Annotated in this window: 23 protein-coding genes and 1 pseudogene; 8 read left to right on the top strand and 16 right to left on the bottom strand. The window is 30.3% G+C overall.

Features of this window, described 5'->3' with window-relative positions; translation table 11 throughout:
• Positions 1 to 419 precede the first annotated feature (419 nt).
• Positions 420 to 746, top strand: a complete 327-nt coding sequence (locus Q0845_RS15465; RefSeq protein WP_298514990.1) for a hypothetical protein — start codon at positions 420 to 422, stop codon at positions 744 to 746.
• On the opposite strand, the gene Q0845_RS15460 is transcribed toward Q0845_RS15465, so the two are convergent.
• Together Q0845_RS15460 and murQ are read right to left on the bottom strand one after the other, a co-directional pair.
• Positions 739 to 963, bottom strand: coding sequence for a DUF6095 family protein (locus tag Q0845_RS15460; RefSeq protein WP_298514988.1), 225 nt, complete (start codon positions 961 to 963; stop codon positions 739 to 741). The genes Q0845_RS15465 and Q0845_RS15460 overlap by 8 nt on opposite strands.
• On the bottom strand, positions 944 to 1,765 hold the full coding sequence (gene murQ / locus Q0845_RS15455) for an N-acetylmuramic acid 6-phosphate etherase (protein WP_298514986.1): 822 nt from the start codon (positions 1,763 to 1,765) through the stop codon (positions 944 to 946). Before murQ ends, Q0845_RS15460 begins: the two co-directional genes overlap by 20 nt.
• A gap of 202 nt (positions 1,766 to 1,967) precedes the next feature.
• On the opposite strand from murQ, the gene Q0845_RS15450 reads away from it, so the two are divergent.
• From Q0845_RS15450 to Q0845_RS15440, 3 genes are all read left to right on the top strand, one after another.
• Complete coding sequence (locus Q0845_RS15450) at positions 1,968 to 3,281, top strand: tyrosine-type recombinase/integrase (protein WP_298514984.1); 1,314 nt, start codon at positions 1,968 to 1,970, stop codon at positions 3,279 to 3,281.
• A gap of 1,191 nt (positions 3,282 to 4,472) precedes the next feature.
• A complete protein-coding gene (locus Q0845_RS15445) occupies positions 4,473 to 4,652 on the top strand; it encodes a hypothetical protein (RefSeq protein ID WP_298514982.1) in 180 nt (59 codons plus the stop codon).
• Positions 4,652 to 5,938, top strand: a complete 1,287-nt coding sequence (locus Q0845_RS15440; protein WP_298514980.1) for a hypothetical protein — start codon at positions 4,652 to 4,654, stop codon at positions 5,936 to 5,938. Before Q0845_RS15445 ends, Q0845_RS15440 begins: the two co-directional genes overlap by 1 nt.
• Positions 5,939 to 6,843: 905 nt before the next feature.
• Here Q0845_RS15440 and Q0845_RS15435 read toward each other — a convergent pair.
• From Q0845_RS15435 to Q0845_RS15405, 7 genes are all read right to left on the bottom strand, one after another.
• A complete protein-coding gene (locus tag Q0845_RS15435) occupies positions 6,844 to 7,428 on the bottom strand; it encodes a hypothetical protein (RefSeq protein WP_298514978.1) in 585 nt (194 codons plus the stop codon).
• Between the two features lie 45 nt (positions 7,429 to 7,473).
• Complete coding sequence (locus Q0845_RS15430) at positions 7,474 to 7,680, bottom strand: hypothetical protein (protein ID WP_298514975.1); 207 nt, start codon at positions 7,678 to 7,680, stop codon at positions 7,474 to 7,476.
• A gap of 31 nt (positions 7,681 to 7,711) precedes the next feature.
• Positions 7,712 to 8,803 (bottom strand): grasp-with-spasm system SPASM domain peptide maturase, encoded by a 1,092-nt coding sequence (gene gwsS / locus Q0845_RS15425; protein ID WP_298514971.1) that lies wholly within the window; start codon positions 8,801 to 8,803, stop codon positions 7,712 to 7,714.
• A 171-nt stretch (positions 8,804 to 8,974) separates the two neighbouring features.
• A complete protein-coding gene (gwsG, locus tag Q0845_RS15420; RefSeq protein ID WP_298514969.1) occupies positions 8,975 to 9,925 on the bottom strand; it encodes a grasp-with-spasm system ATP-grasp peptide maturase in 951 nt (316 codons plus the stop codon).
• Positions 9,903 to 10,397 (bottom strand): hypothetical protein, encoded by a 495-nt coding sequence (locus Q0845_RS15415; protein ID WP_298514967.1) that lies wholly within the window; start codon positions 10,395 to 10,397, stop codon positions 9,903 to 9,905. Before Q0845_RS15415 ends, gwsG begins: the two co-directional genes overlap by 23 nt.
• Before the next feature lie 69 nt (positions 10,398 to 10,466).
• Positions 10,467 to 10,682, bottom strand: a complete 216-nt coding sequence (locus tag Q0845_RS15410) for a hypothetical protein (RefSeq protein WP_298514964.1) — start codon at positions 10,680 to 10,682, stop codon at positions 10,467 to 10,469.
• A gap of 28 nt (positions 10,683 to 10,710) precedes the next feature.
• Positions 10,711 to 10,893, bottom strand: a complete 183-nt coding sequence (locus Q0845_RS15405) for a hypothetical protein (RefSeq protein WP_298514962.1) — start codon at positions 10,891 to 10,893, stop codon at positions 10,711 to 10,713.
• Positions 10,894 to 11,257: 364 nt separating this feature from the next.
• Between Q0845_RS15405 and Q0845_RS15400 the strand changes: the two genes are divergently transcribed.
• The gene (locus Q0845_RS15400; protein WP_298514960.1) at positions 11,258 to 11,689 is read left to right on the top strand and encodes a hypothetical protein; all 432 of its coding nucleotides are present in this window, start codon (positions 11,258 to 11,260) and stop codon (positions 11,687 to 11,689) included.
• Here the strand turns inward: Q0845_RS15400 and Q0845_RS15395 are convergent.
• The 3 genes from Q0845_RS15395 to Q0845_RS15385 are packed head-to-tail and all read right to left on the bottom strand — an operon-like array spanning position 11,678 to position 12,774.
• Positions 11,678 to 11,869, bottom strand: coding sequence for a hypothetical protein (locus tag Q0845_RS15395; protein WP_298514958.1), 192 nt, complete (start codon positions 11,867 to 11,869; stop codon positions 11,678 to 11,680). The genes Q0845_RS15400 and Q0845_RS15395 overlap by 12 nt on opposite strands.
• Complete coding sequence (locus tag Q0845_RS15390; protein WP_298514956.1) at positions 11,856 to 12,686, bottom strand: hypothetical protein; 831 nt, start codon at positions 12,684 to 12,686, stop codon at positions 11,856 to 11,858. The genes Q0845_RS15395 and Q0845_RS15390 overlap by 14 nt, the downstream gene beginning before the upstream one ends.
• Positions 12,610 to 12,774: a hypothetical protein gene (locus tag Q0845_RS15385; RefSeq protein WP_298514953.1), complete on the bottom strand. Its 165-nt coding sequence runs from the start codon at positions 12,772 to 12,774 to the stop codon at positions 12,610 to 12,612. Before Q0845_RS15385 ends, Q0845_RS15390 begins: the two co-directional genes overlap by 77 nt.
• Positions 12,775 to 13,061: 287 nt before the next feature.
• Here Q0845_RS15385 and Q0845_RS15380 point away from each other — a divergent pair.
• Positions 13,062 to 13,658, top strand: a pseudogene (locus Q0845_RS15380) (IS982 family transposase); the annotation flags it as partial.
• A gap of 132 nt (positions 13,659 to 13,790) precedes the next feature.
• On the opposite strand, the gene Q0845_RS15375 reads toward Q0845_RS15380, so the two are convergent.
• Positions 13,791 to 14,750: a M57 family metalloprotease gene (locus tag Q0845_RS15375; RefSeq protein WP_298514950.1), complete on the bottom strand. Its 960-nt coding sequence runs from the start codon at positions 14,748 to 14,750 to the stop codon at positions 13,791 to 13,793.
• Positions 14,751 to 14,972: 222 nt separating this feature from the next.
• On the bottom strand, positions 14,973 to 15,182 hold the full coding sequence (locus Q0845_RS15370; protein ID WP_298514948.1) for a hypothetical protein: 210 nt from the start codon (positions 15,180 to 15,182) through the stop codon (positions 14,973 to 14,975).
• Positions 15,183 to 15,590: 408 nt separating this feature from the next.
• On the opposite strand from Q0845_RS15370, the gene Q0845_RS15365 reads away from it, so the two are divergent.
• Positions 15,591 to 18,374, top strand: coding sequence for a S8 family serine peptidase (locus Q0845_RS15365; protein WP_298514946.1), 2,784 nt, complete (start codon positions 15,591 to 15,593; stop codon positions 18,372 to 18,374).
• 55 nt (positions 18,375 to 18,429) lie between these two features.
• Here the strand turns inward: Q0845_RS15365 and Q0845_RS15360 are convergent, their stop codons facing one another.
• Positions 18,430 to 20,031 (bottom strand): tetratricopeptide repeat protein, encoded by a 1,602-nt coding sequence (locus Q0845_RS15360; protein ID WP_298514944.1) that lies wholly within the window; start codon positions 20,029 to 20,031, stop codon positions 18,430 to 18,432.
• A gap of 497 nt (positions 20,032 to 20,528) precedes the next feature.
• On the bottom strand, positions 20,529 to 20,849 hold the full coding sequence (locus tag Q0845_RS15355; RefSeq protein ID WP_298514941.1) for a helix-turn-helix domain-containing protein: 321 nt from the start codon (positions 20,847 to 20,849) through the stop codon (positions 20,529 to 20,531).
• A 105-nt stretch (positions 20,850 to 20,954) separates the two neighbouring features.
• Here Q0845_RS15355 and Q0845_RS15350 point away from each other — a divergent pair, with 105 nt between their 5' ends.
• Positions 20,955 to 21,890, top strand: a complete 936-nt coding sequence (locus Q0845_RS15350) for an MBL fold metallo-hydrolase (protein ID WP_298514940.1) — start codon at positions 20,955 to 20,957, stop codon at positions 21,888 to 21,890.
• Positions 21,891 to 22,084 lie beyond the last annotated feature (194 nt).

Raw genomic sequence — 22,084 nt, 5'->3', positions numbered from 1 at the left:
TAAGCCCATTAGCGCAGATGGTACTGCAGAAATGTGGGAGAGTATGTCGCCGCCTTTTTTTAAAACCCTTATCTTAATTGATAAGGGTTTTTTTGTATCATAAACTCAATGTTTTTATAGTTTAATAACCTTTCCAGAACCTATCTTGTTATTTAATAAAGCTAAAGATGAATAGAGTAAAGATGATTAATAGTTTTTTAGTATATTAACAGACACAAATTTTGCTTATGAATACTGTTGTTATAAACTCTCTTCTTAATACATTATATAAGTCTAAAAATCTTTTAATTGAATTGAATGATAACTCTTACTGTTGTAAGGAAGTAGGGCCTTATTATTCTAGTGTTGGATCTCATATCCGTCACGTATTGGATTTTTATAAATGTATTTTTAAAGGTCTAGATAGTAAACATGTTAACTTGACTCTAAGAGACCGAGATAAAGTGGTGGAGAATGATTGTAATTGTGCAATTTCTGAAATTGAAGCTATTGCAAAGAAAATAAAAGATCTGAATTCATTGGATTTGAATGTATTGTTAGATGTAGAAGATAATCTTGGAGATGGAAATATTACATTGCAGTACACCTTAGGAGCTTTGCTAGCACAGGCAAATAGTCATACAATTCATCATTATGCTATTATCGCCTATATTATGGATCGCTTGGATGTAGAAATTAAAGATGAAAATTTTGGGTATAATCCTACTACACCAAAACATGTTTTAAAGCATACAAAAGCTAGTTAAACATTGAATCCATTATTTTTCGAAGTCCTTTGAATGCCAGGAATATTGCAGCAGCTGCAATTAATAATCCAATAATTAGTACTGGGATATATAAAGGATGTGATTGATTTTTAAATGCAGAATGTAAAATTACAGGTCCAGCAAACATACAGAATAAAGAACCTGCCATTAATTTTAATCCTTTAGATAATACTTCTTTATTTGTTCTCTTTGTCATAGCTCGTAATTGCTTTTCGTACGTTTTTATGATTTTCTAATAATTCTTTGGCAACTTCTAATGGAACTTGCAATTCAGACATAATCATTTTTACACCTCTTTCTACCAGCTTATGATTACTGAGTTGCATATCGACCATTTTGTTTCCTTTTACTTTCCCTAGTTGAATCATTACAGCAGTAGAAATCATATTTAGCACTAGTTTTTGCGCTGTTCCAGCTTTCATTCTAGAGCTTCCTGTTACAAATTCTGAACCTACAATTACTTCTATGGGCTGTTGTGAAACATTTGATAATGGACTGTTATGATTACAAGTAATACAGCCAGTTAAAATATCATGTTTATTACATTCTTTTAAAGCTCCAATTACATACGGAGTTGTTCCAGATGCAGCAATACCAACAACAGTATCATTTTCAGAGATATTGTGTTCTTGTAAATCTTTCCATCCTTGTGTCGTGTCATCTTCGGCGAATTCTACGGCTTTTCTAATAGCAGAGTCACCGCCAGCAATAAGTCCAACAACAAGTTCGTGTGGAACTCCAAATGTCGGTGGACATTCAGAAGCATCTACAATTCCAAGTCTCCCGCTTGTGCCTGCTCCAATATAGAACAGACGACCACCATTTTTCATTCTCATTACGATTTCAGAAACTAATTTTTCAATGGCAGGAATTGCTTTTTCAACCGCTAACGGAACCGTTTTATCTTCATTGTTTATGTTGGTTAATAGTTCCGAAACACTCATTTTTTCTAAATGATTGTACTTAGAATCTTGCTCTGTTGTTTTGATGAATTCCATCTTACAAAAGTACATTTTTTAGATTAGAAACGGGATGGTTTTTTCGCGTTAGTGATAGCAGCATTTGTTTGAGCTCCTCCCAATCAATTTGGGAGAGCGAGTGCGGATAGCTATACCTATTAGGTTTTTCAATAATTTGCATTAAAAATGCTTCAATCCCAGTATTCGTGAGTGTTTTTCTTATTTTGAAAACACAAATTTTATGTATAATTTTAATGATATTTTACAAAACGAATACGTTATCGAATACAGTTTGAAAGGAAAGAAAGATTATTCAGAACCGAAAATTTATGATGCAGGAGGAGATTTAAACAAACGTTGGTACGTTTATTATTCCTATCGTGATCCCAAAACTAACAAGTTAAAAAGACAGCCACCAATCTACAAAGGTGCTAATCGCTTTAAAACTAAAGCAGAACGTTATGAGATACTCATGGCGTATAAACAAGCTTTGAAGAAATTACTTTCTAAAGGATATAGCCCTTATGAAAACTTTAAAGTGACTGATGCAAAAATAGAAAAAGAGGAAAAACAATTATATAAAGAAAACAATCCAGCGTTCAAAGCGATTAACTATACAACTATTGAAGCATTGGAATTTGCTGTTGAGCAAAAAGAATCCTATTGGTCTGACCGCGCTAAAATCACTATCAATGGACATTACAAAAGATTTAGAAAATGGTTAAAGGAAAATGATTTAGAAAAGATTGACATTAAAGCCTTGAAACGTCGCGAAATTGCGGTTTTTCTAAATTCTTTGAAGAAATATAATAAGCAAAGAGAATTAACGGACGAACCTGTAAGCGCTAAAACAAGAAACAGTTACAGAACTTCTTTGTCGCTTTTATTTAACCAATTGGTAAGTGATGACATTTTGGAATACAATCCTGTGAAAGCTATTCAGAAACTTAAAGAACGACCTAAAACGCACAAAGCTTACACCGATCAGCAAGTTAAACAGATGCGTGAGTATATGGATAAGAATGATCCGTATTTGAGAAAGTTTACGCAATTCATCGCCTACGCTTTTTTAAGAAATGTAGAAGTGTGTAGACTTAGAGTAAAAGATATTGATCTTAAAAATAGAAGATTGTATGTTCAAACCAAAACAGAAGCACAAGAAGTAGTTCCAATTATCGGTAATCTAGCCAGCGTCATTGAGCAAATGGAACTTCATAAATATGAGCCTAATGATTTTGTCTTTACCAATAAGGAACAATGTGGAGAATGGAGTACCACTGAAAAAGCAAAAACATATTATTTTTATCGTAGATATGCTGATATGAAAGAAGCTTTGAATCTCGATGAAGATCAAACCTTATACTCTTTCAAACATACAGCGGCATCTAATCTTTATAAATCTTTAGCTTCAGAAGGAAAAGCAGATGAACAAGTGCTTACTGAACTGATGAGTTTTACAAGACACAAAACTAAATCGCAGCTTCGTAAATATTTAAGAGGTATTGGCGCTTCGTTGGCAAAAGATTATTCAAGTAAATACACAATAGATTTTTAAGAGATAGTAACAAAAGAGTGCTTAATCAAATAATATGATGGTTATCATTGTTTTTAAAAGCATAGCACTCTTTTTTTATTTTCATATCAACTCATCTTAGCAATAAGCTTAATAAAACAACTTATTGCTAAGCCGATGAGTAATTTTTTAAATTATTAAATCCAACTATCCGCTAAGTGATCAGTAAATAAAACACATGTTTTACATACTCAAAATTCTTTCTATTACTTAGTCCAAATTGTACATAATCATTTTTACAAAACTGTTCAATTTTCCAAGATGATTTCCCCCGAACTCGCGTTTTGCTATTTTTTACCGTATTATTTCACTTCTGAAAACATAAGAAAAAGATTATTTTCTTGTTGATTTTTATGCCGTTTTGTAATTTTTTTGAAAAAAAATTTGAGTCAATCATTTTTTGTATTTGGATTTTATTCGTTTTGAACTGCAATTTTTTAGGAGAAACACTAAGATACTTTCTTCAAATGATATTGAATTTTTAAGTTAAAAAAGGTAATCTTTTGTTTTTGTGATAGTTAAATAGTTTACTTAAAGTAAAAAGTTAACTCTTAAATTAATCGCGATGAAAATTGCACCAAAAAAGGGTAAAAACGACACCAAACTTTACACAAACTATTACCAAAATCTTGATAAACTTTTATAAAAACTTTGCAAAAAAGTTACCAAAATTTACACAAAAAATATCATAACTTTCATAAAATAAATTAGTTACATTCTTTTTGATTTGATTTTTCTATAGTTTTTAAACGAAAAATTAGTTAGATTTACTTCAAGTCAAATGAAAAGAAATAGTAACCCTGTTGACAGTAAAAAATAGAAATACAACTGTCTCATATTTTAAGAAAATAATTTATAAACCCTTTAAAATAAAAATTCGTTAAAACACATAATTGCATTATCCAAGCAATCTACTAGATTGTCAAAAAACATTAAAATTCTTTGATACTATAAGAAGTTACCAGTTCTAATTGCTACTGCATCAAATTGCGCTACACTTGAGTAGCAGATTCAAATTTATAACACACTGACAAAGTTGCTCACGGAAGCGACCAAGACTTCTTTTGCTCAAATTTTAATAGAATGCCCATCGTTCACTAGAGGCTTATTGGTTGTGTTTTTAAGCATTGTTTTGATGAATTCTCAGTAGAAGAAGACATAACATAAAAGTAATTGAAAGCAGAAACTGTATATAACGTAATTCAAGCATTAAGCACAGATGAAAAATTGCGGCTTTACGGTATGCTTGATTTACAAAAAGTTCCTGCTAAAAAAACCAAAAGAAGAAAGAAAAAGTTAATCACAGTAGCTTCTGCTATGGATGATTTACTAGCTAATACATTTAATAAATAATGAGTATCATTCACTTTTCAAGCGCTTTTAAAGCACTTGATTGCTTTGCCAAACAACATAATGACGTAACCGATCGTCTTTCAGATCGGTTGCGTCAGCCTGTGATAGCAACAGCTAGAGAGATTATTCGTATTTATGGTGCTTTCCTTTTAAAAGAAAGTAGAAAAGCTTCTTTTGATAGTTCCAATATTCCTCCGTTAGAGACAAATAGTGTTCAGTTAGCCAAAATTGCACACGTGAGTCCTAGAACTATTAGAAGGCACATTAAACGCCTTTTAGATGCCAAGATAATTACTGAGAAAGTTTTTAAAGGCAGAAAGGCTAATTACAAGCTTCGATTCAATCCCAATATCCTGTTGATAAGTGGTGTAAAAGCTGTAAAAAACAGCAAAAAATCAAACGAACAGCAAAAAATTAAAGCGACTGATAATCAGTTTTTTAAAAATAATATACGGACAAGTTGCCCAGAATCAGACACTAGTAACAATAGTTACATAAATAATATACTAATAGCAGTTGATAACAAAATGAACATTGATCGCAGCTTGAATTCGAGGTCATCCAAAGTTGAATTTTTAACTGGCAACGAATTGGCAAGATACACAGAGAAGGAAGATGGCATAAAAATAAATGAGCTACGCTCAAAAGGCACACCAGGCGCGCGAAATTTTCAGTGCAATCAAGATGCAGAGAAGGAAGTGGTAATCCCTGAAGTAAAAACACAAGCAAAAGACATAGATTCAAGGCTTGGAGCTTCAGGGATGCCCTTTCTTAATCCGTATGTCGATGCCTTATGGGAACTTGCTCAAAAGAAATTATACACAGAAGTTTGCTTGACCGAGCATGTGGTAAAAAGAGCTAAGGAATTATTGTATTTGTGGTATGAGCCTGTGCAAAAAGAACGTTTAGACAAAGCTCACAATGTGTATGTAAAACGTATTGAGTTGGTACAAAAATATCTTTCCAAAGATTCCAAAAATCGGTTTGTGCAATTACCACATAGATATTTTGATCCAGAAAACAAACATGGTTTTACGGGAACTAAAGTTTGGTATGAAAATCATATCCGTAGCAAACAGAAAACACGATTAAAACTAATTACCAATGCGCAGATTCGTCGTTTTGTTCATAACGAACAAAAAGAAACTTTTAGACAAAAACCACGATTGTTATTATTTAAAGAGTGTGAAAAAAGAATTAAACGACTTGGAAATCCTGAATTGTTAGATCAATTTTACAAAGCAGTTTTAACAGAAAAAAATAAATTTTATTTTTCTAGTAATTGATTTCAAAGAACGAAAAAATTCAATTATTGGATTTAATTTTTTTCAAAATATGTCTTCAACTTTAATTTTTTTCAAATTTTTTCAAAAAAAAAGCATTTTTTAATTCAATTATTCAAAAGTAAAACCACTTTGATTTTTTTCGCTAAAACTAAAAGCGGTTTGATTTTCTATTTTTTAAATCATTTATTTTCAGATATTTGCGGTTCTAAAAAATCAATTTCAAAAATTAGATTTTAGATTAATTTATTTTTTTCATTAAAAAATTTAAAAAAACAATCGCAAATGAAATTTTTTGATGTTTTTAATTCATTCTGATAATTTTTAAAAATAGTCTGATTTTATTTTAAAAATAAGTTCATTTTTTTTGATCTTCTTTGAAAAATTCAAATGATAAAAAGGCAATGATTTTTAAATTCACTTAAAGTAATACTTTAAAGCTACAAAAGTATTGATAAACTCAAGAGAAGTTCAATTTATTGTAGGTGCTAGAAATTCTAGGATGATCAAAAAAAGCTTCAACTGTAATAATTGAAGCTTTTGAAGAATAATTCTAGTTTTACGATAATTTAGGTTTTCTAGGTAATTATTCTGCGTTAATTGTAGTAGTAATAGAATGCAACAGAAAAGAAAATAATTCCAACTATGACAGCAGTACAAAATCCTGCTATAAACCAACCGAAATATTTTAATCTTTGATTATTCATTAACTTATAATTTATAAATTTGTTTAGAGTAGCAAGGCGAGAAGTTTAGGCTAACCTTACATCGCCTTGCCCTAAACAGCAGAATAGACTAAAATTCTGCATATAAACACGTCTTGAACAAAGCACTTTAAAAAGGGAACGTGCTTTCTAGTAGTAGCTTAATAGTGAAAAAATGATACTGTTCTTGACGTGTTTGTTTTGTTAATTTACTTGTATTTGAATTTGCTTTATTTCCTCGTCTTTTCTTCCGCCTATGTGCCATTTGATATAGTTATAATCTCCTTGTGTAATCCGCCCAGCTTTTTTTTCTCTCTCTATTAGGACTTCTATTTCTTTCCAATATTTTTTTGGAGCATGACCAAAAATTAGAAAAGGTGCTGAATAACTGTCACATTGTAATTTTTCAATATCGGGAAAACCATATTTTTCAACTATTTGCAATAGTGATTTGGTAGTTTTAAAATCAATCTCTTTTTGTAAATTCATTAAAGAATCTTGTTCGCGTTTTGATAATGATGGTTTCTTATCAGCTATTTTTCTTGCTATTTTACCAAAAGCAAGCTGTTCTTTTTCGGGAAGATTGGCGTACTCGGAACGACTTAAATTATTAGCAGTCATTAAAGAATCTAATACTGAAAAAAACGGGTCTTCCATTTCTTGCAATCCTCTATAATATTGATCTTGAAAATATAGGTTAGATAATTCAGTACATAGTTCAGTATCTGTCATTTTTTTTACTGAATTACAGGCAATAAATAAGATAAAAAGTAGTAGTAGTTTTTTCATGGTTAAGATTTTAAAGGGAATTTGTCAAAATCCCCTCTTTGCATTTTACATAATCATTGGTTCACCCATTTTTCCAACCTTTCCATTATCAAAAAATATGGTATCTCCATTATCTAATCGACCATTATCGTTATCATCGAAATAGGTGTCTTTTCCCGAATCTGTAGAAGTTCGCCATGAAGTAGAACAACCGAAACCAATAATATTATGGGCTTCTGATAGTTTGATTTTCTTTGAGTTTAATTTTTTCATTGGTAATAAAATTTGATTTTCCTTACTCTGTTTAAGGCTTTTCAGTAACCGCCTGTAAATTGTAAAATGAGATTGCTTCTTTTTTTAAAGGATTTTTGCTCCAATCTGACCATTCGCTAGTATATGGGTTATATCCGCATTTCAAAGGTTTAGATAAATGATCGTTGGGATTTTCCAAATATGCTCTGCAATCCGTACATATATGCCTAAATTCACAATCTTTACATATTGAAATCTTGTCTTTTGAAATATTCCAAACTTTTGTAAAGTCATTCTTTGTTACAACACTTTTTAGCTTTGTAGACGCAACAGAACCAAATCCATATTGCATGGATGGACAATTTTTTATATTTCCATTTCTATCAATGGATAGTTTTTTATTCAGACAGGAATTAAAGTTTACACTTTCAGTAAAAGCCAACATATTTGCTGAAAAAAAGCTTTGATTTATTTTACCGCAACACAATTCATTTTGATAGTCTTGCTTGGTAAACATGACGTGTAATTTATGATCTCCTTTAGGTGCTATGTTTTTATTAAAAGGACTTTTAAATACACGCACAAAATGTAATCGTACGTACTTTTCTTGTGTGGATGCTATCCACAATTCAATGCCATTGAAATATGGGAGTAGTATTTCTACCGATTGTATGGATGATTCGGATTCTTTAAGGAATTTAAGAACATTGCTAATAACTTCAATTTTAGCACTTTTGAAATTCCTAATTTCTAAGTATCTGCATTGCAAGTCATTAAGTTGTTGCAATACGTTTAAAATATTGTAATTAGAATTTTCATCAATATCTAGGATGCAATTATTTATGATGGTGCTATCTGCCCATTCCATTGATAATTTTGGGAAAATATCAACTTGTTTTGAGAAAAAAATGAACTCATTGTAATAGAGGAACTGAAAGTATTCATCAATGATTTCATCAAACTCATTTCCATACTGTTTTTTTATTTCATCAATTGTTTTACCTTCGTTTTCAGCCAATAGATCATGCAAATCGTTTGGTATCACTCTGACATCATTTCTTTGCAAATCACAAATAGTACTTCTATTTGCTCCTTTTACAAGAACACAATTTACAAATAGTTTAAATGGAATGTTAGACTTCATCTAATTGGAAGATTTTTGAAATTGGTTTATGAATTTTTTCTGTTAGAATTTTGTCAGATACAATGCTTTTGATTGATATAAAATTCTCTTTGTTCAGTTTTTTGATTTCTGTTTTTTTAGTGATCGTTGCTTTATGAAAAGTTAAAGGCAACTGTTCTATTCTTAATAGCTTCATACTTCCATAAATTCCTTTGCAATTTCTCTTTCTATATGATAATTACAGTTTTTTGATAGCCAATCAAATTGCCCCATTGGGTTGACTTCCAAAAAGATGTATCGTTCATCAGTAGAATAAATAAAGTCGATTGAACCTGTATTTAATTTGATTTTATCTGTAAAACTTAATAGTTGCTTTTCAATATCTAAAGGCAAGTTGATTGGAACACATCTATTAGGTATTTGAGTATTGTAATTTCTGTAATCAACCTGTGTTTGCTCATCATGCTGAGAAAATATACCCATTGAGAAAAATCTACGCTCAAAATAAAATACTCTAATTTCAAATTCCTTTTCTATGTATTCTTGTGCATAAATCGGTGCAAATTGTTCATCTAACCCTTGAATTAATTCGTCTGTAACCTTGAATGTTCCTATAGAATTAATACTCACGTCACTTGTTTTAATATTAATAGGATATCTCAAATCTTTTGATATGATTTGACTGTGTGAATTGTAAAAACCAATCAAATCTTTTTTACTTGTTGTTATGATAGAATTTGGAATATTCAATCCACATTCTTTTGCCATCATTAGATGCTCCAGCTTGTAATTTTCTACTTCACTTGTGTAAGAACCAATGTATTTTTTAGTACTTCTCAAATAGGTTTCGATTGACTTCACTAAACTATCTTCTTCTTTTTTCAAATAGTCTGTAACTTTTCCTAAGTTATTTAAAGAATTGGGTACGTGTCTTAATCTACCGCGTCTGTGCCAAACTGCTGTAATAGTGCTTATATCTATATCATTAATTGTAAGCTTTGATGATTTATTGCTTAGTGAAAAGTGATTTAATGGATTAAAATCTTCGGTATTTAATCTCACATAGTTAATTCCATAATAGTTTAGCCAACGTACCACATTATTAGTGGAAACATCATATTTACTGCTTATTAATAGAATCATTTTTTTTTCGTCCTACGTAATTAAGTTTTAAATCTTCTGGAATGCTAAATTTCATGTGTGAAATAATCTTATCGTAAGTAGCTTCGTCAATGTTTCCTTTCTTTTTTTCTTTATCTATCAAGATTTTAATTTCTGCCCAATATTTCTTTGGAGCGTGTAAAAAGAATGGAAGTATAGATACATATTCAAGATTAGAATTGTTTTGGTCAATATATCCGTGCTTTTTAACAATTTCAATAAGCCTTTTAGTATTGACTTCATCTTTCGCAAATTGAAACTTCCATAAATTTTTTCTTTCTTCTTCACTTAGTAAGTGTTGTTGGTCAAACAAAATACTACCTCTGTATAATTGATCCTTTTCAGACATCAATTCGATTTCTTCAATTAAAGAAGAATCCAGTATTTGTTTCTTTTTTTCTTGACTAAAAAGTAGAAACGGTATAAGTAATAATAGAAATATGCTATTTTTCATAGTTTTGATAATTAAGACCTATTCATACATTCAAAAGTACAAATAGGTCATTTTGATACTTTACAATAGTTATCCTTCTTTTATCACAGGTGTTGTATGATAAAAGCGCATGGACTCGCCAGAACTCCATTTTCCATCGCCATTATCATCTACAAATAAATCACTTTCGTAAGCCATATTTTGAATAACTCCTCCGCCTGTTGCATGAATTCCATCCCAGCCACCATATATAGATGGAACTTCTACTTTCAATGTCTTTAACTTTTGAATACTTTTTGCTTTCATAATTTCTTTTAATTAACAGTTTTGGTTATTAAACTTTTGTCACAACAAATTCGTCGCCTTCGCTCCATTTATCGTCATCATCTCTATCAATATGAACGTCGGTATACTGTGGATTTTCGGGATCACCCATCGTTGTTTTGTGAAGTTTTGTTCCTCCATGTATTCGAGAAAGCTGTAGTTTCTCAATACCTTTAAATTTGTTTAATTTCATAAGTGTACAAATATTAGCTTCGCTTACTCTGTTCTTTAAGGGTTTTCAGCGTCGCCCATTAAAATTCAGCAATACAACTTATGGAAATAAGGGAATCATTCTATAACTTATAACTACAAATAAACTAAAAAATTGCGCTTTAAGTAAGGGGAATCTTCCTCTAAATTAAGAGTAATACTATGTTTTGTATTAACTCATTCATAGATTCGTCAAGAATGTAAGTAAAACAGTTCTAACATATATCTATGCGCTTAATTTTAATATCTTTGGTTAAAGAGCATAACAAATATAATAAAATTATTTAAAATATATAATTTTTATACAAAATAAATAATATATGAATATTAGTCGAATACGTATAGCCATGAAAGAACTGGATATTAGTGGATATAAAATCCAACAAATAAGCAATGGTTTACTTTCTCAAGTTTCGGCTGATAAGATCAAAAATGGTATTATTGATAACCCACGAGAGAAGTCTCGAAAAGTACTTACTGATATTTTATGTACAGAGTTTAATGTATCAAGGGAATGGTTGACTGATGGAACAGGAGAAATGGTTTTAGAATCTGATGATGCGAAAGATATTTATCTTGAAAAATTAGGTGTACGATTTGAACTTATAGAATTAGTAGATCACTTTGTAAAGCATAAGGAAGCCTATTATAATAAATCAGAATATTTAAAGTTGTTTGTTGAAAACCTCGCAGAACAAAAAATAAGACAGCGTTTAATAGAATTTGGATTGATCAAACCACAATCAGATGAGGAAGAAAACTCTGATTTAAAAGGCTAAATCAATTCCTTTAGGCAGATGGCTTAAATAATGATCATTTTCCTTTTTTTGCCGTTCAACCTCTTTACGCAATTCTTCTACTTTCTTTTCAATTTCTTCAATCGCCCTTTCAGAAGAATCTTTTCTTATGTACCCAAGTTGATGTAGTTGTTTTACTTTTTTAATATTACGATTCTTCATGGTAGGGTATTTTAAATTCCTCTATCTCTTTTGTGTATCCATCAACATATTGTTCTTTCTTTTGTTTGTCAGTTATAAAGTTGGGAGTTATGTTGATAATAAAGTACCATAACCGTTTAAAATTTTCTTTATGAATAAATATAACCGATTTCTTTTCTAATAGCCATTTCAAAAAATATCTAGCTGCGATTGTTAGTATGATAGCAATCCCAAGCATCGTAAAAATATATGCGAAATAAGGTAAATCAGATTTTGGATAAAAAATCCATACTAAATAATAAAAAGCAATTGCCATAAAAGCGAATGAACAGAATTGATATGCTCTTTTTAATGACTTATATTCTATCAATTGTAGAGATATGAAGAATAAGATTGACAAAATAAATAGTACAACAAAAACGCTAGTTTGATACAGAAAAACGTTCATATTCTTAAAATAGAAAACTTTGGCGTCTTGTTTAGCTGAGTTAAGTTCTTTGTATTTCAAATTCGATTCATCATAGAGATTAAAATAAGTTTCTAGTAAAGCCTTATTTAGTTCTTCAAAATCTTGATTAGAAATTTGTCCCTTTGAATAATTTTCATAATTGTCCCTTAGTTCTGTAAACTTATTATCACGTTCTTTTTTTACTTTCTTATGTGCCGATCTTGCATTGGCAACTTCATAATCCGTAGTCGGAAAAAATACATGAGAGAAAACTGCAATAACAGAAATTATTGCAGCTACATATAAAATAAATTTAGTCGTTTGAATCTTCGTCTTCTTCGACTCCTGGCGCTGTAACGTCGCCTTTGTCTGTTGCTTGAAATTCGCCATATTCCTGTTCTTCTACACTATTGGGTGTACAGCTATTAAAAAATGATAATCCGAATACTAATGCACTAATACATACTAATTTTTTCATGGTTGTTTGATTTAATAATTAACATTAAATCAAATGTATATGAAAACGGCAGTAGTCAGAAATTTACATCTTGCAAATACTGTAAAGTTATTGCTAAAGTAGTAATATTATACATTCAAATATAATATTGAGTAGCGAATTTTCATTCAAATTATGGAATTATGGTTTTGCCTTACTAGTAAAAAGGTATTTGCTTTTTTAGATATATTGTAAGAATAATATCATATATTATCTTTTTTAATTTTAAACGTTACTGTCTTGAAAAGAATTGTTTTTGATACCAATACATGGTTTTATTTCTTCAAATGCGATGTTTAGGTCAATGTTCTGGAATATCATTTTTAGATTCTACCACTATAAAAGTGTGCCATTACAAGAGAGAGAAACAAAATAAAGTGTTTGCCCATACAGCCAAAAAAGGGAAAGCTACCATGGGATGGTTCTTCGGCTTCAAGTTGCATATTATCATTAATGAGCGAGGTGAAATTATTGATTTTCTTATTACTCAAGGAAATGTTGACGACAGACAACCGCTAAAGGACAAGAGTTTTCACAAACGAGTATTTGGAAAAGTATTTGCTGACAGAGGGTACATTGGCAAAGATTTATTTGAGCAACTTTTTGTAGACGGAATCCATTTAGTCACCAAAATTAGAAAGAATATGAAAAATACGCTGATGCATATTTATGATAAACTAATGCTTAGAAAAAGAGCTGTAATAGAGTCTGTCAATGATATTTTGAAAAATGTATGTCAAATTGAGCATACTAGACATCGTAGCTTTGATAATTTTATCTGTAATTTAATAGCTGGACTCATCGCATATTCTTTTTACCCAACAAAACCAAATATCAATATTGACCAACTACAAAGAATAGCATAATACTTAAACCGAACTCACGTTAAATAACTCAAAAAGCAACTTCTATCCAAAGATGAAAAATACACAAAAAAGAAAATCGCCTAAAAATTACTTTTTAGACGACCTCTACTTTTTTTTAAAATTTGTTACTATTTAATCTAATAGCCCAAGAAGATTACCATCCCCAGTACCATCATTATAGAATGGATCTAGATATAAATTAAATAGAGATGCGGCATCAAGTCTCGTTAATTCACCATCTGTAGTATTAAGACCAAAGCAAGCATTCATTATTGAATTAGCTTCAGACTCATCTAATAATTCTTCAATAATAGGAGTAGAAAAGATATCAATAACAGCAGACTCAGAAGATTCTTCTTCTTGTATTCCTAACTCTACACAACTACGTCTAGTATCCCAATCTGAGTGACGTAAACCAATAGCGTGACCTAACTCATGTGTAAAAAGATGCTCTATAGCATTTGGCAAACCTAGTGTAGTGTTAGCCTCTGTACTGATTCTCAATGCCGCACCTGGAGCTCCATCTTCAGATGGGAATAAAGCTTCACCGAAATAGCCATCACCAGCATTTGGGTCAACAAAAACCAGAGTTTCAAATTCATCAGTATCATAGTTTGCTATGTTGGAATCAAACACAATATTTAGCTCAATGGTAGTATTTTGTATTGCATTCCAGTTCTCTACGGCATCTATTAATCCTTGTTGAGCTGTTTCTGAAAGACCAAAACCTCCTCCTCCAGTAAAAGCAAAAATATCTATTGTTGGATAAATATCTGTATCAACAATAAATTCAGTCCTGTATCTTTTTACTATAACTCCTTCAGAAGGTACTCGGTTTAAGAAATCTCGCCTTTCTATAATAATATCATCTATAATTACATTTTCATGTAATGTTCCATCTGGATATTCAACTTCTCTGTACTGAAAATCACTTGGGTCTAGTTGTAGCTCTAAAACTTTATTCAATACATCTTCTGGTAAATGTTTAAAGTTTTGTATTTCTTCAATCGAGGTTTCATTTTCACTACATGACACTACTGTTAAAAACATAGCTAATAAACTAACTGCAATTAATTTTACATTATTTTTCATTATTTCATATTTATTATGGTTAATATTCGTTTTTAAAAAAATGACTATCAAAAAAAGTAATTTTTACAAATAAAAAATTGTAAAAAAATCACCTTATTGAAAAAACTAAATAAACTGCTGCTTGGCAATTAGTATACTTACAAATAAACCAAAAAATAAAACCCAAGAGTCTATTTAACTTTTTGGTTTTGTTGTTTAATTTATCTAAAACGGTTATTTAAATTAACTTTGAATTTGAGTGGCTTTATCTTTTGCAGCTTTCACAATTGCTGAATCAATCTCAAATTGTATTGCTAATTGTGCTACTATAGAATATAATTCATTTGCCATACCTACTACTGAGTCTACGCTCATACTTGCCTCGCTAGGAGCTGTTTCATCAACCATTCCACCATTAATGTTTTCCATTTGCCTTTTAGATAGTACTTTCATAAGTTTTAAAGTTTTTATTAGTAAAGAAATTTAAGTGCTGAACTTTGGAACTAGTTATTGTTTATGATTAAAACTTTCATGCATAAAATTCATAGTTTGAATCTTTCGTTACTAATAGATCTAATAGTGCATCAAAGAATCCAATGACTATTTTTTTCTTACTTAATATAATGATATACAAAAGTGTTGAGTAATAGGGTAAGTCTTCAAATATGCTAAACATACAACTATCCATGGTTAACAAGTAATAGTTAAAATATGGGTAAATGTATAAATCAGCATCAAACTCTAAGATTACTGACTTTTTACTGACCTATCTATGACTTTATTCTGAATGGCAATTCTACAATATACCTATAGTAATTCGCAACTTTGACGATGATTAAATAATATAAAAAATATAACATTATGAAGAGATTACTATTATTGATTTTTATTGGTATTTGCTTTTGTCTAGGTGTTGCAGAGGCTCAAGAAAATAAGAGATTAAAAACCACGGATATATCAGAATTTCTTAAAACTAAGGGGAATCAAAAAGCAATAGGAAAGCTTAGTGATTTAAAAATCAATGAGAAAGACAGGATCATTAACAAATTACAATCTCTTGGTTTGGGTGACCAGGAAAATATGAATAGATATGTTCATAAAAATAACCAATTATTAGTTGAGGTTTATGTAAAGGATATTATTGAAACTAAGGATATACTTTCTGAATTGAAGTCTATTGGTTTTGTCTTGGAAACAAAAAATGCCAAAGTAATATTGGGTTGGTTACCAGTAGACAAAATTGAGGAACTTGGCAAAATGCCAAAAATAGCTGGAGTAATACCTATTTCACCTATAGCTACAAACAGTAGCATGCTTAAAAGCTCCACCAAGAAAAATGATCAACTTACTGAAGTGTTGATAGAAAGTGATTTTAATGATTTCACAGGTTATGGGCTAGCAAATAATCAAGCAGCTGCCGCAGTGAGATCTAATATTATTAGAGAAAATTTTAAAGTAAGTGGAAAAAATGTAAAGGTAGGTATTATATCAAATTCATTTAATCTAACTGGCAATATGGAACAAAGTATATTAGATGGAGACTTACCAGGTCCAGGCAACCCTAATGGTTTTGAGCAACCTATAACCATATTAAGAGAAGATGTCCCTGGACCGATTTTATTTAACACTGACGAAGGAAGAGGTATGGCAGAGCTGATTCATGACCTTGCACCAGACGCCGAGTTATACTTCCATACTGGATTGGGGGACTCGCAGTTGGCTTTTGCTAATGCCATTAGAGAACTAGCGAATGCTGGTTGTGATATAATTGTTGATGACCTATATGTAATTGGTGGCAGTGGTTCCGTATATCAGGAAGATGTTATAAGTGAAGCGGTAGATGAAGTGACATCGAATGGCTCAATATATTTTTCATCTGCTGGGAATTATGCAGATGGATCTAGCGAAAATGTATATAAATTTCATGAATCATCATATAACCCAGTTGCTGTAGATATTCAACAGGGTACCTTTATCTTTCATCAATTTAATGATGGTTCGGTTGTCTTGCCAATAGATGTGTCAACAGGAACAACAACACTTGATATAATTGCTGAATGGAGTTCTCCATCGGGCTCTAGATGTGAAAATTGTCCGAGTAGTAATTACGATATAAATTTTATATTTTTCGATGAAAATTTCAACATACTTAATTTTATTCAACCTGATGTTGAAGGAGATTCAAAAACTAATGGACGAATAAATTTTAATTTTCCAAATAACTCTACAGTATTTGTTGGTTTATTATCTACATTTGAATCATTTGATTTTCCAGAAAGGGTATTACTTACATATAATATAGTTGAATCAACAGCAACAATAGATTCTTTAATAGTTGAAGATCTTTTTAGAAATACACCTACAATTAGAAACCAATCAAACGCAGCTTCAACCATTACTGTTGGTGCTACCGCTTGGTTTAATACTTTTGATGGCGCTAATTATTGGAATAACAATATTGCTGGTACTATTTTAGGAGATGGAACAATTGTAGACCCTATAGCTGTACCAAATATTCCAATTCTAAGTTATACAGGTGCGCCAAGTGCAATTTTTGATTTTGCTACAGGTGATGAAAATATTACTAACACATCTATCGGTGGTATTGGACTTTATTTCGATAAAGAAGGGAATCCTTTTGCAACGGATAATTTAGGAAATATTATACCTAAGATAAACAACAAACCAGATATTATAGCCCCCGCTGGTGTTACTAATACTGTTCTAGGTAGATCCACGCAACTGCCTAATAAATTCTTCTTTGGCACATCAGCATCAGCACCAAATGCTGCTGGTATAGCAGCTCTTTTGTTTCAAGCATCTAATTACACTTTTAATGCCGAGCAAATGAGGAATGCAATGATTGCAACAACTCAAGATATGGATAACCCTTATTTAAATGGATATCAATCTGATATAAATGATCCGTTATTTAGTATAGGTTTTGATTTTGCATCAGGTAACGGATTTCTACAAGCAGATTCAGCTATTGAAGGCATCATTGAACAGGTAGGAGTTGAAAACTTAATAGTTGTCGAGGTTTGCTCTGAAAATCCATTATCTGAAAGGAGGTATATGATTAATAACCCAAACGGTTTTGGAATAGAAGTCACTATAGGAACTACTACTTCTGTTAAGCTACAGGACGGAAGTACGTTTGTTGATCAGTTAGTAACGGTTGTTCCTCCTGGAGAATCATATTTTTTGGTTAGTTTGCCACAACAGTATAATAATAGTTTTATTAGCCTTATTACTTCTGCTAATATAAGGTATAATCAACCAGCAAGTCCACTAGGAATTACCCGACTTTTATTAACTGGTTTTGGTCAAGTAGAATCCTGTAATGAAAATATTTATGGTAGGTCATTTTATCCTACAGGTAGTAAAAGTTCAATTTCGGGTCTTACGATATTCCCAAATCCATCTAAATCAGGTGTTTTTAATGTCTTGATCGAAGATGCTAAAGACAATACTAATTTTGAGGTATATGACATGACTGGTAAGTGTATCATGAAATCTAAAAGAATTGATTTTAAAGGAGGTTATAACACACTAAAAATAGATTTATCTAAGTATAATGAAGGAGTATATATACTAAAAATTAGATCTGGCAACGAGAATTTTGTCAAAAAGTTAATTCTATAAGTAATAGAAATTTCCTTAAATGCCGTCTTGATATGTGAATTTTCGAGACGGCATTTTACATCTTAATAAGAAAAGTTTGTAAATTTTGACTCTTATTTAAACCGAGTTTTTTTCGTAGTTTCCATCTGGCAGTTTTAGCACTGTTAACATTTATATTCAAAATATCACAAATTTCTTTTGTAGCAAAACCGAGTTTAATTAATGCGGCAAGTTTCATTTCAGAAGGGCTTAGTTTTTTGTTCATAGTACTTAACCTTATAAAGAACTCGTTATGGGTTTGTTCAAATATTATTTTAAACTCTTCCCAGTTTTTATTAGACCTAAGATTTCTACTAATTAAGTTTGTAATATTCTTGATTTCTTTATTATTAAGCGTTTCATATTCTCCTAATTTTATTAGCTTCTTCCGTATGTTTAATAATTGCTCATTTTTTTCAATGAGTTTCAAGTTATTGGTAGTAAGTTTTTTGTTTTTCTCTGCAATAATGACTTTTAGATTTTCAATTTTAACTTTAGATAAAAATCTCTCTTTTTTTAATCGGTAATATCTTCTGGTAATTAATGTAATAACTAGTGCTAGAAAGATAACTGCAATGACCAAAATTACAGTGGTAACTTTACTTTTTTTCTCAAAATTTAACTGACTTTTCTTAGTGTTATATAGATTCCGAATGTTTTGAATATTTACCAAATTTTGAGTACTTGGTAGTTTTCTTTCTATGGAAATTCCTAGGTTTTGATTTTCCAGCGCTTTTTCAGGAAGTTCTAATTTGTTATAAATTGTCGCCTTCTTAAAATATATATCCCGAAGCGAACTTTTTAAATCTATATCCAAAGCAAATTGTTCTGCAGTATCTAAAGAAGTTATGGCGTTTTGATATTTACCCATTAAAAGATAGATATTTCCGATATTAATTTGACATTCTATAATCTCAATTTTCTTGTCTAGTGCAATAAAAAGAGCTTTGTTTTTTTTTAAAAGTTGTAAGGATTTATCTAATTGTCTTTGGGCTAAAAAGACAAGTGCAATATTAGACTCATTGATTGCGATTTGATAATCATCTAATAAAGATTCATTAATTTCTAGAGCCTTATAGAGGCTTTTCAAACTTAAGGACAGAGAGTCGATTTTTAGATAGCACTCTCCAAGATTATTATATACAGCAGCAATTGATTGAGCATCTTCCATCTGCTTATATAACCTTAAAGCTATTTTATAGGGAGCTATGGAACTTTCATACGCATCTATCGAGGAATACAAAAGACCTATGCTATTATGTAACCTAGCAATGCCACTTATATCTTGTTCTTGTTCATAAAACTCAAGAGCTTCTATAAAGTATTTCATTGCAGTTTCCTGTTGATCAATGTACATGTAAAAAACACCAAGTACGTGCTTGTTATAAGCTATTGAAGATTCATTTTGAAGCGATTCGGCTATTATCAAAGCATTTTGTGCTAATTCCATTGCCTTTATAGGGTTACTAGGTCTAATTTCAATTGCTTTTTTTATTAAAGAATCTTGTACTTCATTTAATTGATTATGGTTACGCTGACCTTTAGCATTAATAGAGAAACTTAATAGAAGAATTATGATCACTCTTCTTAATAAAGAAAAATGATAGTATTGTGGCATTAAAATATTTTCACCTATCACTGAGTTATAATTTATGATTAATAATATAGTAAATTTAAAAAAGAGTATAGAAGATAAAATTGTAAAAAAGTTAACGTAACTAATAAACCAAACTATAGCATCTTTATCTCATCTAAATATCTGGTTAAAGATTTTTTTAGAGTTTTCTCCAGTAAGTTTTGTATAATCTCTTATAAAATGTGATTGATCAAAATAACCAGAAGAATGGGTAATGTTAGTTAGATTTTGATTTTTTATAGAATTTCTAAAACGATATATTTTCTTATGCTAGCATAGTGTTTTATCAAGTTGTATTTTAAAATATTCAATAACAGTCTTTGCTGTTGTATTTTTTTGCGAACTGCTATAAATTGAAATCTTCATTCTCAATTGCTTGAAGAGCTTTATGTAAAAAGGTATGTGTAAAGTCAATTAATCTTATATTTCTCAAATACAATGACTTAATGAAATACGAAGGTATCTTAATTGAACGAATGTTGAAAAATATAATTATTAATTTAAGAAATATTCTCTCCCAATTGGCCCATTAATTCTATAAGAGGCACTAATTGTTTTCCTTTTGCACTTAAACTGTATTCCACATTGACAGGAATTCTATCTGTCAAAACTCTTCTCTGTATAATTTTATCATCTTCTAGTTCTCGCAATTGTTCTGTCAAAACCTTATTGCTAATACTAGGGATAAATTGATTAATTTGTCCAAAACGTTTTGGGGAGTTCCTAATGATGTAAAGGATAATAAACTTCCATTTTCCGCCAACTACCGACATTATTTTTGTTACAGGGCAATTTTCAGGGTTTTTGTATGTGTATCTCATTTTGTGGTTACTTGTAGGTTACTAGAAATAAAATAATGATTTCTCTATCAATAGAAAAAAAATTACTTTGCATAACAAAGTTATAATTAAAAACTAAGTTACTTTATGAAACTATATAAATATTTTCTAATTACAATCTTATCAGGAACAATATTCTCTTGTCATTTAAAAAAGAAAAAAGAAAACGATATTAAAAATTATAAGTTATCGGTAGAAGTATTTAAAGGTAAAGAAGCTTCTGTAAACAGTTACCTTTTTAGTAATGGCAAATCATTAATGGTAATGGATGTGTTAAGAAGTACAAAGGATGCTAAAAAGTTAGCTCAATTTATTAAGACAAAAAAATTACCGCTTACCAATATCTTAATTACTCACGGTCATCCCGACCATTACATAGGAATGGATATTTTAAAAAAAGAGTTTCCTGATGCCGAAATAATAGTTCCAACTATAGAAATCAAAAAAGATATAATTGGTTTTAGCAAATGGATGGAAAGTGTTGGTTGGTTAGACGGTGAGCCGAATTTAAAACCACAGTCTAATGAAAATCCATCAGGTTTTGATTACGAAAATCAGATAAACATATTGAATTCAAATACCTTTACATTAAAAGGAGGAGGAACTTTAGAATTAAAGAGTAGCTATAAACCTACCGAAGCCGAACACTTGACAACTGTTTACTCTAAAGACTTAAATGCTCTTTTTACTTCAGACTTTTGCTATAATGGAGTACATTTATGGCTTGGACAAGGTGTCGATTCAGTCCATATTGCAAATTGGAAATCTGAACTTAAAAATTTTAAAGAAAAATATAATAATACTGAAACTATCATATATCCTGGTCATGGGAGTAGCTCAGATGCGAAATTATTTGATGTTGTTTTGAAGTATATTTCTGACTTCGAATCAACAATAAATAAATCAGAATCAAAAGATGAAGCAATTCATATAATGAAAGAATTGTATCCTTCTTGGGAACAATCAGATTTTTTACTTTTGTTTAGTGTAGATTATCATATGAGTTTAAAAGAGGTTAAATGAAAATAGTAACTCTCCCATATACATATATTAACAAAGTCTAAAAAGAGACTACTAGCCAATCGAAGAAATTATTTCCAAAGTGAATTTAAAACCAAGAAAAGTCTATCTGAAGTTAGGAAGATTATATGTAATCACATATATATAAAATGTATTAAATATGATAATAATTTGGACTTTCAATTTTGTTCATTTCG

The sequence above is a fragment of the uncultured Kordia sp. genome (assembly GCF_947489565.1).
Lineage (GTDB): Bacteria > Bacteroidota > Bacteroidia > Flavobacteriales > Flavobacteriaceae > Kordia.
Note: the sequence above shows the minus strand (reverse complement) of the source record. Positions and strands in the feature narration are given on the sequence as shown.